This is a genomic window from Caproiciproducens sp. MSJ-32 (genome assembly GCF_018918055.1).
Taxonomy (GTDB): Bacteria; Bacillota; Clostridia; order Clostridiales; family Clostridiaceae; genus Clostridium.
The window spans coordinates 17,425-29,539 of the sequence record NZ_JAHLPS010000043.1 but is presented as its reverse complement, the minus strand read 5'-3'; the positions used below and the strand labels follow the sequence as shown (position 1 = coordinate 29,539).

Here is a 12,115-nt window from a genome sequence, read left to right as displayed (position 1 = left end):
CCGCCGACTTCCTTCAGATTCCACCTCGCGGTGGACACCCTTGTCTTAGGCTAACGGTTGGCACTATCAACCCCCGTATCGGACTTTCACCGACAAGATTACGCCCATGCCGGGCGCACGTTAAAAAGACAGATTCGTAATGAATCTGTCTTTTTTATCCCCTCTTATTTTAAATACCAGTATTCCTTATTATGTTCCATTAAATCATCTAAAACTAATTTAGCCTTTTCTGGATTTACTACTGTTCTATTTAAGGTTAAAGCTTGTAAAGCCTTCACATAGTTTTGCTCTAAGCATGCTTCTACTGTTAAGCGTTCATAAGCATGTTGACCTTCCATAAGTCCCTTATAGAATGGCTTTATTTCACCATATTTATAAGGATGAGCTCCGTCTTTTCCAACTGTTCCTGATACTTCAACTATGGCATCTTCACTGAAGTTTGTTATTATTCCATTGTTTCTGCTCATTAGTATGAATTCATTATTTAGATCATAGGCAATTGATTCAGCTAATTCAACCATTAAATTACCAAATACACTGTCACTAATGATTTCTATATCTTCAATATTATCTGTTCCTACAGCCTTGCTGCAGATTTCCCAAATTTCTTTTTCCCTGCTGTCTCTTGCCTCATCAGCTCTAGTATAATTTGGATCACTTTCTGCAACTATTTCTTCTGGGAAGAAGTAATATTGTAGATAAGTCGTTGGAATATATTCATCAAAGAATTTTAAATATTTATTTACTCTTAGGTAAGTGTCTAACCAAGATTTTGATCTTTGTTCTGCATTATATGGTTTAAAATCATGGTCTCTTAGGTAATTTCTTAATTTTTCAAAATGGTTGTTTCCATGAATATCCCATAGATCTGTGAACCATCCAAAGTGATTTAAACCAAAGTAAGTTGCTCTTAAGTCATGTTGTGGAACTCCTAAAATTTTGGCAAAGGATCTCATTAGAGAATATGGCTGGTCACAAAGATTTAATATTCTCTTATCATCTGGGAATAATTTATCTAAAGCTAAGGCTACTATTGCTGCTGGATTTGTATAATTTAATATCCAGGTATCCTTTGAATGCTTACGCACTTGCTTAACCATTTCAATCATTGCATTTATAGATCTCATTCCATAAGCAAAGCCGCCAGGTCCGCAGGTTTCTTGCCCTACTAAACCGTATTTTAGAGGAATTTTTTCATCAAGACTTCTCATTTCCCCCTTACCTACACGCATTTGGCAGAATACATAATCTGTTCTTTCGTAAGCTACATCTGGATCTGTTGTAAATACAACTTCAGTTTCTGGACAAAAGTGCTTAAGCACTAATCTTATATAGTCCTCCATCTTTGATGTTCTTTCAGTATCTATATCATAGAAGATTATTTTCTTTAAAGGAAATCTATCCTTCATTTTAACTAAACTTCCAACTAAGGCTGGTGTTCTTGCGCTTCCTGCTCCAGTTACTGTTATAATATTGCTACTTCTCATATCTAACTCCACCTTTTCTTTAAAAAATTTGTTATTTTATGGTTTTATTTACTTTGCTAGTTCTTCATCCACAGCATTTCTAACAAATTCAACTAATGGTCCATAAACTATGTGAATATGTTTTGGTGCTGGGAAGAAAATACCTGTGCATCCTGATTCCTCTAATATCTTCTTGTCAACTTCTTTAACATCTCCTAAGTCTATTCTTAACCGTGTAATACAGTTATCAACATTCTTAATATTAGCTTTTCCACCTAGTCCCTTAACAACTAGTTTTGCTATTTCATCATATCTCTTTTCTTTGATTAATGTGTTTTCAACTGAAGGTACATCTTCTCTACCTGGAGTTTTAAGATCTAATTTTAAGATCATAAACTTAAAGATAAAGTAAGTTACTACTGCTAAAACTAATCCTATAAGTACAAAACTTAGCCAATTTGTCCTTTCATATAATAAACCAAAGATTGCAAAGTCAAATATTGTTCCTCTTATGTATCCAATACCAACATTTGCAAAGGATATTGCCACTGCCCCTATACCAACTATACATGCATAGATAACATATAATAGTGGTGAAATAAATACGAAGGAGAATTCTAGCGGTTCAGTAACATTACCTAGTAATGCTGTTAGCACGCAAGTTAACATTAAAGATTTAACCATTGGTCTATTTTCCTTGTGGGATGTTTTATACATTGCTAAAGCTATTGCTGGGAAGGCAAATAGTGTTACTAACATTTGTTGTTGTGCCATAAATCTAGTTAATTTAGGTATCATGTTCCAGTATTCACTGTCTGGTCCTAAATTGAATAGGATTTCATTTAGTGCTGGTACAACCCCTACATAAGTTTCTCCATTGATTACATAGCTTCCACCAGCTTCAGTAAATCTAAATAATGCATTCCATAAGTGATGTAATCCAAATGGTATAAATAATCTTTCACCTGCTGCTGTAAAGAATGGTCCAACTGGACTTAAGAATACTACTGATAGATGAGTTAATAATCCAACTGCTGCTTCCCAAATAAATGGAATTCCTAAACCTATAGCTACCATTATTCCCATTGTTATAATAGGAACTGATTTTTTACCTGCAAAGAAAGCTAAAGCTATTGGTAATTCTAACTTATAGAACTTATCAGTTGCCCAGGCTGCTACTCCGCCGGCAATAATACCTCCTAAGGCATTAACATTCATTGTTTGAATTCCTAGAACTTTTATTTGACCGAATTGGCTCATAACTTCTGGATCAACTAGCTTACCAGTTACATTTAACCATACGTTCATTGTAATAATTAAAATCAAATAACCAAGGACTGAAGCAAAAACTGCAATTCCCTTGTCCTTTTTAGACATACCATAAGCAACACCCATAGCAAATAATAAAGGTATATTATCAAAAATAGCACTTGCTATAGTTCTTATACTAACTAAAGTTGTATTAATAGCTTCATTACCTAATACCGGAAATCTAGCAATCATATATGATTGAACAAGAGCTCCTGTTATACCTAAAATCATACCTACTGGAGCCATAACTCCGATAGGAAGCAATAAAGTTCTACCAAATTGTTGAATTTTTTGGCTTAATTCTTTTCTCATTACCTTTCCTCCATTTACCATCTTAATTAATATACGAAATATGATTTCTTTTAAGAGCGCCCTTTTCGTTTTTAATTTTATATTTAAATTTAAACATTTACAATAAGTTTGAAGGATACTCTTTTCCTATCTAAATACCTAGGTCAGGCAAAATGACCTAGGTCAGATACAAAAAAATAGCCCTAAACTAGAGCTATTTTTTGATATATTCTTTAATTGTATTCACAAGCATCTCAATGACTAGAAAAATCCCTATTCTAGAACTGCTGTCATTAAATTTAGTCTCTGTTTCGTCAGATACACAGGCAAAGGTATAATCGCTTATCTTTGCCAGTTCATTTGTACCAAAGGAAGTTATTGCAACAGTTTTACATCCCTTCATCTTGGCAATATTAGCGATTTCTAATATCTTGCTTGTCTTACCTGATAGGGATATTAATATCACCATTTCATCCTTTTCTAAGGTGTTACCAACAATGGTCGATAAGTTATAGTCCTGAACAAAAATACACTTAATCCCTAAGGTTAAAAGCATATGGTTTAAATGGTGGCCTGCAGCCTTGCTTGTTCCTCTTGCAAAGACATAAACAGCTTTAGCCTTTATTATTTCCTTTGCAATATTTTTATATAAAGCTATATCTATAACCTTAAAGGTTCTTTCTATATTTTCCTTTAAGCTGTACTGCAAGTCCTCTAAGACTTTATTTGAATTTTCGCTATTATAAGAAGTTTTTAAATAATATTTCAAATCTGAAAAACCTTCAAAACCTAACTTTTGAGCTAAGTTTATTATTACAGTCTTTGATGTAAAGGTTGCTTTAGCCAGGTCATTTATCTTCATTGTCATAACCTTTTGTTCATTATGATAAATATAAGTAAAAACCTTTTGTTCACTATTTGTCAATGTATTAAATAACCTAGCTAAATGTTCCATAATAACTCCTTATTTTCTAAATTTATATACTACATCACAAACTAAGTCAACAACTCTCTTATCAAAGACGCTAGGTATTATATAATCTGGGTTTAAGTCAGCATCATCTATGCATCCTGCAATTGCCCTTGCAACTTCCAGCTGAATTTCTTTTGTTATTTTATTAATACGTGCCTTTAAAGCTCCCTTAATTATCCCTGGAAAAACTAATAAATTATTTATTTGATTAGGATAATCGCTCCTTCCAGTTGCTATAACCTTTACATTAGCTTCACGAGCTGTTTCAGGCATTATTTCTGGAGTTGGGTTTGCTAAGGCAAATATGATAGCGTCCTTATTCATTGACAAGGCCATTTCCTTAGTTACAATATTAGCCGCACTAACTCCTATAAAGGCATCAGCCCCTGCTAGGGCATCCTTTAATGTGCCTTCCTTCCCCTTATTAAACTTAGCGGCACATTTCCTTTGATAGTCGTTAGAAGCGTTTTCATGAGTTATTATACCATATCTATCACAAATTACAATGTTCTTAAAGCCAGCTTCATAAATCAAATTTGATATGGCAATACCTGCAGCTCCAGCTCCATTAACTACAATTTTCATATCATAATCCTTCTTAAGAAGCTTCTTAGCATTTAACAAGGCTGCCAAGGTTACTATTGCTGTACCATGCTGATCATCATGAAAAACTGGTATATCACATATTTCATTTAATCTTTCTTCTATTTCAAAACATCTTGGAGCACTGATATCTTCAAGATTTATAGCTCCAAAGCTTCCTTCTAAAAGCTTTATTGTATTTACTATTGTATCTACATCCTTATCCTTTATACATAATGGAAAAGCATCTACCCCTGCAAACTCTTTGAATAGTACACATTTTCCTTCCATTACAGGCATGGCTGCTAATGGGCCAATATCACCTAAACCAAGAACAGCAGTCCCATCAGTAATAACTGCAACCAGATTTCCCCTTCTTGTATATTCATAAGATAAATTCTCATCCCTTTGAATTTCTAAGCAAGGGTGGGCTACTCCAGGAGTATAAGCTACTGCTAGATCCTCATTATTTTTTATCTCACATCTACTTATTACTTCAATTTTTCCCTTCCATTTTTTATGTGCTTCTAAGCTTTTTTCTTTCATATATATCACTCTCCTCATTTGTATAATAGGTTCTCTTCCCTTTTATTTCAATAATTTGAGGCAATTTAAGACCTAAGTAACTTTTTATATAAATCCTATTATAATTCAATTATTTTCAAAAAATGAAATAATTATATATGTTCTTGCCTTTATTAATTAATAATTATATAATAATGTTTTGTAGTTATGAAAACTTTTATCAATTATACATTTATATAAATTTTTTACAAAGGGGGAATGGTCATGACAAAAGATATGACAAGAGGAAATCCTATAAAACTAATCTTAACCTTTTCTCTTCCGCTACTTATAGGTAATGTTTTTCAACAGTTTTATAACATGGCTGATACTATAATTGTTGGTAAGTTTTTAGGGGTTAATGCTTTAGCTGCAGTTGGTTCAACTGGAGCCCTATCCTTTTTAGTAATTGGATTTGTTATTGGTTTAACTGGAGGTTTTGGAGTATTAGTTTCTCAAAAGTTTGGTGCAGCTGATGAGGAAGGGGTAAAAAAGGCTTTTGCTAGTTCCCTAATTTTATCCGCTATTATGACCGTAATAATTACAATTATCAGTTTAGTTACTGTTAAACCTCTTCTAATACTTATGAATACACCAGATAATATTTTAGATGATGCTCTAGCTTACATTATTGTGATTTATGCAGGTATTGCAGCAACAGTATTTTATAACATCCTTTCCAGCGTTCTAAGAGCCCTTGGAGACAGTAAGACTCCATTATATTTCCTAATTATTTCTTCATTATTAAATATAATTTTAGACATTGTATTTATCAGAAGCTTTGGAATGGGTCCTGAAGGAGCTGCTTATGCAACTGTTATTTCCCAAGGAATTTCCGCAGTTTTATGTATGATATATATAGTAAAGAAATTCCCTATTTTAAGATTAAAGAAAGGACATTGGAAAATAGATCCTTCTTATGCAAAAACTCAGCTAAGAATAGGTATTCCTATGGCCCTTCAATTTTCCATAACTGCTGCTGGTGCCGTTATTCTACAAGCTGCCCTTAATGGCTTTGGTTCAATAAAAATAGCGGCTTATACTGCAGCCTTAAAGGTACAGCAAGTATTTATGCAGCCTTCTATTTCCTTTGGTGTTACAATGGCTACCTATGCTGGACAAAACCTAGGAGCAGGAAAAATAGATCGTATAAAGGACGGGGTAAAAAAGGGAACAATTATAAGCATAATAGTAAGCATTACATCTACCATTATAGTTTTACTATTTGGAACTTTCTTTATAAAGATGTTTGTAAGTGCTAATGATGTTGAAGTAATAGAAACTGCAAAACATTACTTAGACACTGTTTCCTTCTTCTATATACCTTTAGGCTTAATCTTTATATTTAGAAACACCCTTCAAGGAATTGGAGATAGTTTTGTGCCTATGATGGCTGGCTTTGCTGAAACGGTTGCTAGAACAGTAGTTGCCTTTACCTTGCCAAAGTTCTTAGATTTTACTGGAATTGCTTTAGCTGATCCTGCTGCTTGGATAGCTGCTGCTATTCCTTTGACACTTACTTATATAAAAAGAATAAAATCAATGATGAAAGAAAAAGAAAATAAAGAGGAAGAAGTTCCAGCCTTAGCTGAATAAAATTTAAAGGAGACTCATAAATGATTTTAAAATCATCTATGAATCTCCTTTTTTTTAATTTTTATAACTGTCCATCACCATATCTCTTTTAGGGTCGGTAATTATATATGCTCCTCCAATTAAAGATAGGGCAACTACGGCTCCGCCAAAAATTCCTGATAAAGATGTTCCAAAAGCAGTATCAGAATTTTTTAAAGAATAGTCTGGCAGAATTGCAATAGCTTCTTGGAAGCTATCAAGTTTTTTATAAAACTCGCTAGAACTTTCTATTTCTATAGAGCCAGTAATTTTACTTATAGACCATTCAAGACCATCTGGATATTCAGAGCCTGCTAAAGAAAGAGCTCCTGCAGTTAATATTGCTGTTGCTGAAAGAACAGCAATTAGTTTATTAAAGGATAACTTAGCCTTCTTTTCTTCTTCCCTTTTTCCTCCACAGATTAATTCTGCTCTTGCTTCATATACAAAGGAAAGGACTCCTGCAGTTATAAGGCCTTCTACTAGGCCAATTGCCAAATGAATAGGCTGAATTACTGATATAAAATCAACAAAAGGTAATTGAGAATTTCCTGAAGCTAGGGCTTCAAGAGCTACAGAAAAGGCTCCAAGCTGTAAGCTTATTATTGAAGCTATAATAGATGCTATAATAATCCTCTTCTTTGATACTCCCCCCTTCATAATAGGCTTCCATATGAAAAGTCCTCCAACAATACAGCTATAAAAGGCAATATTCCATATATTACAGCCTAGGGCTAAAATTCCCCCATCTGCAAAGAGCAAAGCTTGTACTAGCAATATTCCAACCATGGTTAAGAAAGCTGCATAAGGTCCTAATAAGGCAGCTAGTAATATTCCTCCGCAAAGGTGGCCTGAAGAACCTGTTCCTGGGATTGTAAAATTAACCATTTGGGCTGCAAAGACAAGGGCTCCAGCAGCTCCCATCATTGCAGTCCTTTCTGGACTATTTTCTAATTTAATCTTTTTTATTGAATATCCTGTTGCTGCCGTAGAACAGGAATACATTAGCCCTGCGACTGCTGGACTAATAAGGCTATTTACCATATGCATTTTTATCTCCTCCTTTTATCCCTTTCTCCCCTATTCTAAATAATTATATAGACATACTCTTTATTTCCTTATATTGTTTTAAGTCAACATACAATTCTTCTAAATATGGATTGCGCTTAGTTTTCTTGATCTTATAGAGCATATAAATAGTTACAGCCACATTAGCAATAAGGGCTAATAAGCTTATAATAAATAACCAGCCTTCACTATAACTTGATGCTACTGCAAATTTACCTTCATCAATAAAGGATGGGAAGGTTTGGGCAAACATGCACCATAGTGCTAGAGTATGAGCCCTATGTTGAAGCCAGGCTCCCTTTCCAACAGTGAAGGCACATAAAGTTGGAGCAAGAAGTAAGGCAAAACCACAATACCAGGAATGACCAGGAAGGCAGTTATAGGTATAGGCAAAATTCCATAGGTCATAGGCTAAAATCCAAAACCATAGCATATCTGGCCAAAGCATGTCTTGACTCTTGTCCTTAGCTGTCTTTTTACGAATACAAATTCCTACCCAGCCGCTTATAGTTATAATATTTAAGATACCAGCCAAGGCATTCATATAATTCCATGACCCTCCCAATACATACATATTTCCATCTGTAAGAATTCCGCCTCCAGTATATTTAAGGCCGATTTCAATATCACGAATTACTGCTTCAAGAATATTAATTGCTAAAATCAATGGAGGAAAGGCAAGGAAAATTTTTCTTCTTCCCCCTTTTAAATACCTTATGCACCAAAAGCCAATACAGCCTGCTGTTGAGGAATATACCTTTGCTAAATGGAACCAATCTGTATAAGTCTTATCCTTTAAGACTGTAAACCATAAAACTGAAAGGACTGCTGGCAGAATAACAAAACAAATAAAGCCGCAAATTTTAGACCGCCTTGATATTTCATTTAATAAAAATAAACTTAGAAATACTGCTATCCAAACAAACCATACAGAAGCAAAGCTAGCTCCTGCTTCATAATTAAAAGTAAACATATTCCAACCCTCTTTATTAATTATTTTTAATCTTAATAACAGACAATTTCCTTAATAAAAAACTCCCTGCCCCCTAGTATTTCATAGTTTTTACTATTACATTTGGGGCATATTCCTTTGTTCTTAATTAAAGCAAAAACCTTATTACAATCTTTACATAAGGCGTTGGCAGGCAGTACTTGTATTTCTAGTTTTGAATCTTCTAAGATGCTTCCTTCTATTGCTGCTGGATATAGATTTTTCATATATCTAGGAACTACAGAGGAGAGTTCCCCTATCTGTAAGACTAGAGTTTCAATTTTCTTTACATCATTTTCCCTTGCAAACTTTTCTACAGTTTTAACCACCTCAAATAAAACACCTATTTCATGCATATAAACTCTCCTCCATACTAAATACTATCTGCTCCTCTTTAATACTTTCTTAGCCTTTTTAAGGACAATTCTTCCCTTACGCTTAATAACATTTTTAATAACTACTGGCTTTAGATCTTCAAAGGCAACCCCTTCTGCATCATATTTTCTAACGAGGGAAATGGCATCAAATTTACATCTTGTTGTGCAGGCACCACAGCCTACACATAAAAATTCATCAACAACCGTTGCCCCACAGCTTAGGCAGCGCTCTGTTTCCTTTTTAAGCTGCTCTTCTGTAAAGGTTAGTCTTAAGTCCTTAAAGCTTTCCCTTGCCTTTTTACCATCTACATAATTTGTCCTCTGCCTTGGAATATTATCATAGCCTTCAAAAAGAATATTCTCCTTATCAAAGGCCTTATATTTCCTTCTATCACGGCCTATTACTAAGCTTTGACCCGGATGAACAAAACGATGAATCGAAATTGCCCCTTCCTTTCCTGCTGCTATGGCATCAATAGCAAATTTAGGCCCTGTAAATACATCTCCTCCTACAAAAACATCCTTTTCCTCAGTCTGATAAGTAAAGGAATCTGCCTTTACTGTATTATTAGGATTTAATTCTATCTTGCTGCCTTCAAGGAGACCGCCCCAGTCAATAGCTTGTCCAACAGAAAGAATTATTGTATCAGCCTTAACTGTTATAGTTTCTTCCTCATCATATTTTGGATTAAATTTATTATTTTCATCAAAGACTGAAAGGCACTTTTTAAATTCTATTCCTTTTACCTTTCCATCTTCTGTTATTATTCTCTTTGGTCCCCAGGAGTTGTTTATCATAATTCCTTCAGATAAACTTTCTTCAATCTCTTCCTCTAAAGCTGGCATTTCTTCTGGCTTTTCTAAGCAGTAGATGCTAATCTTCTTTCCTCCAGCCCTTACTGCTGTTCTTGCTACATCTATGGCAACATTGCCTCCTCCTATTACAACTACATCTTCCTTAAGCTCTAGCTTTTCCCCTAAATTAACCTTTCGCAAGAAATCAATTCCTGAAATAACTCCTTCTGCCTCTTCTCCCTCTATTCCAAGCTTCCTTCCTGCCTGAGCACCAATTGCTAGATAAAAGGCTTCATAGCCTTCCTGCCTTAAATCTTGCAGGCTTAAATCCTTACCAACTTCAATTCCTGATTAATTTCACATAATTTTGGTCCTAGCTTTAAGGCGTTAACTGGACATACTGCCACACATTCTCCGCAGGCAACACATTTATCCTTATTAACTGAAGAAACATAGTTTGAGCGGACCATATCAGAATTTTTAAACATTCCAGCAGATCTTAAGGAAAGGCAGGAACAGCCGCAGCAGTTACAAATAGCATGAGTTTTGCCTGAACCATCAAGGTTTGGTATTTGATGCATAAGCCCATTTTCTTCAGCCCTTCTTATTATTTCAAAGGCTTCTTCCCTGCTTATTTGACGGCCTCTGCCTGTTCTAATATAATACTCAGCAGCATGTCCCATTTGAATGCACATGTCTTCTGCCAAGTGTCCGCAGCCTTCTCCCATTACCCTTCTTGATACACGGCAGGAACAGTCTGAAACACTAAAGATAGTATTTTCGTTAAGGTATTTTGAAACTTCCTCATAGGAAGCCCTTCTTGTTTCTCCATCAATTGCCTTTTCTATAGGAATAACTCTCATTAAGCCCACTCCTACTGGAAAGGCTCCTGCTGACTTAGGTCCCCTTACTCTTCCATAAGCTTCAAAGGCCTCTGCAATTTGAGGGTATTTTTCAACATTCTTTTTGTTATTAACCATCATTTCCATAATGCCTGGAACCCAGGTGTCATACCAGAAAGTATCAACTCCATTTATATTGTTAACAAAGCATACTCCTACCTCTGCTAATTGGTATAGAAGTCTCTCTGTTTCTTCTACTGATTTACCGCATTTTGGAGCAAGTTCCTTTGCAGTAGTTTTTTCTCTTATCTTCATGCAAAGAGCAACTTCTGCCATTTCATCAGTTACAACCGGTTCCAAAATTAAATATTCTGGATCTGTTGCCTTTATTTCATTTTTTGAGCCACGCTTCTTTCTGCTTATATGATTAGCCAGATCCAGCACCTTTTCTTTTACCATATAACCCTATCCTCCATTTTTCTTACTTTAGCCTTCATTCCAATTTTTAATTTCCCTGCGAAGCCAGTCTGCAAACTTATCTATTCCTTCTCCCGTCCTTGCTGATATAGGAATTATTTCTGCCTTTGGATTTAACTTCTTAATACGTTCTTTGCAGGCTTCTAGGTCAAAGTCAAAATAATTTAAAACATCAATCTTATTAATTAATACAAGGTCTACAACAGAAAACATTAAAGGATACTTTAAAGGCTTGTCATCGCCTTCTGGAACACTTAAAATCATTATGCTTTTTGAGGCTCCAGTATCAAATTCTGCAGGACATACTAAGTTTCCTACGTTTTCTAAGATTGCTAAATCAATATCTTCAGTTCCTAGAGCTGTAAGTCCCTGTCTTGTCATATCTGCATCAAGATGGCACATTCCTCCAGTATGCAGCTGAATGACTTTAACACCGGTTTCAGAAATTGTATGAGCATCAACATCTGAATCTATATCTGCTTCCATTACTCCAATTCTTATATCCTTTTTTAAGTTATTTATTGTTTTAGTCAAAGTTGTGGTCTTTCCTGAACCAGGTGAGGACATCACATTTAGCAAGAAAGTTTTTTCCTTTTTTAATTCCTCCCTAAGTAAATCTGCCTGCCTATTGTTATCTTCAAAAACACTTTGCTTTATCTCAAGTACCCTAAATTCCGCCATATTATACTTCCATCAATAAATTTGTTTTTAAAAAATATGCCTTTGATAAAAGCTTAACATTCTAAATTTTATATGTTAATATT

General features: G+C 34.7%; 9 protein-coding genes and 1 pseudogene. 1 reads left to right on the top strand and 9 read right to left on the bottom strand.

Translation table 11 applies throughout. The features are described 5' to 3' along the window. Window positions 1-164: 164 nt before the first annotated feature. From KQI16_RS05520 to KQI16_RS05505, 4 genes are all read right to left on the bottom strand, one after another. Window positions 165-1,487 (bottom strand): family 4 glycosyl hydrolase, encoded by a 1,323-nt coding sequence (locus KQI16_RS05520; RefSeq protein WP_216432699.1) that lies wholly within the window; start codon window positions 1,485-1,487, stop codon window positions 165-167. A gap of 48 nt (window positions 1,488-1,535) precedes the next feature. Next, the gene (locus KQI16_RS05515) at window positions 1,536-3,089 is read right to left on the bottom strand and encodes a PTS transporter subunit EIIC (protein ID WP_216432698.1); all 1,554 of its coding nucleotides are present in this window, start codon (window positions 3,087-3,089) and stop codon (window positions 1,536-1,538) included. A gap of 193 nt (window positions 3,090-3,282) precedes the next feature. Further along, window positions 3,283-4,023 carry a MurR/RpiR family transcriptional regulator gene (locus KQI16_RS05510; RefSeq protein ID WP_216432697.1) on the bottom strand — a complete coding sequence of 247 codons (741 nt, stop codon included), beginning with the start codon at window positions 4,021-4,023 and terminating at the stop codon, window positions 3,283-3,285. Window positions 4,024-4,032: 9 nt separating this feature from the next. Further along, window positions 4,033-5,169: an NAD(P)-dependent malic enzyme gene (locus KQI16_RS05505; protein ID WP_216432696.1), complete on the bottom strand. Its 1,137-nt coding sequence runs from the start codon at window positions 5,167-5,169 to the stop codon at window positions 4,033-4,035. Window positions 5,170-5,412: 243 nt separating this feature from the next. On the opposite strand from KQI16_RS05505, the gene KQI16_RS05500 reads away from it, so the two are divergent. Beyond that, window positions 5,413-6,783 carry an MATE family efflux transporter gene (locus tag KQI16_RS05500; RefSeq protein WP_216432695.1) on the top strand — a complete coding sequence of 457 codons (1,371 nt, stop codon included), beginning with the start codon at window positions 5,413-5,415 and terminating at the stop codon, window positions 6,781-6,783. Window positions 6,784-6,837: 54 nt separating this feature from the next. On the opposite strand, the gene KQI16_RS05495 is transcribed toward KQI16_RS05500, so the two are convergent. From KQI16_RS05495 to hypB, 5 genes and pseudogenes are all read right to left on the bottom strand, one after another. Continuing rightward, a complete protein-coding gene (locus KQI16_RS05495; protein WP_216432694.1) occupies window positions 6,838-7,851 on the bottom strand; it encodes an energy-coupling factor ABC transporter permease in 1,014 nt (337 codons plus the stop codon). Between the two features lie 43 nt (window positions 7,852-7,894). Beyond that, window positions 7,895-8,842, bottom strand: coding sequence for a DUF5692 family protein (locus tag KQI16_RS05490; protein ID WP_216432693.1), 948 nt, complete (start codon window positions 8,840-8,842; stop codon window positions 7,895-7,897). A gap of 32 nt (window positions 8,843-8,874) precedes the next feature. Beyond that, window positions 8,875-9,216 (bottom strand): hydrogenase maturation nickel metallochaperone HypA/HybF, encoded by a 342-nt coding sequence (locus KQI16_RS05485; protein ID WP_119866009.1) that lies wholly within the window; start codon window positions 9,214-9,216, stop codon window positions 8,875-8,877. Window positions 9,217-9,240: 24 nt separating this feature from the next. Beyond that, a pseudogene (locus tag KQI16_RS05480) lies at window positions 9,241-11,333 on the bottom strand (FAD-dependent oxidoreductase). A 27-nt stretch (window positions 11,334-11,360) separates the two neighbouring features. Next, window positions 11,361-12,032 (bottom strand): hydrogenase nickel incorporation protein HypB, encoded by a 672-nt coding sequence (hypB, locus tag KQI16_RS05475; RefSeq protein WP_216432692.1) that lies wholly within the window; start codon window positions 12,030-12,032, stop codon window positions 11,361-11,363. Between the last annotated feature and the right edge of the window lie 83 nt (window positions 12,033-12,115).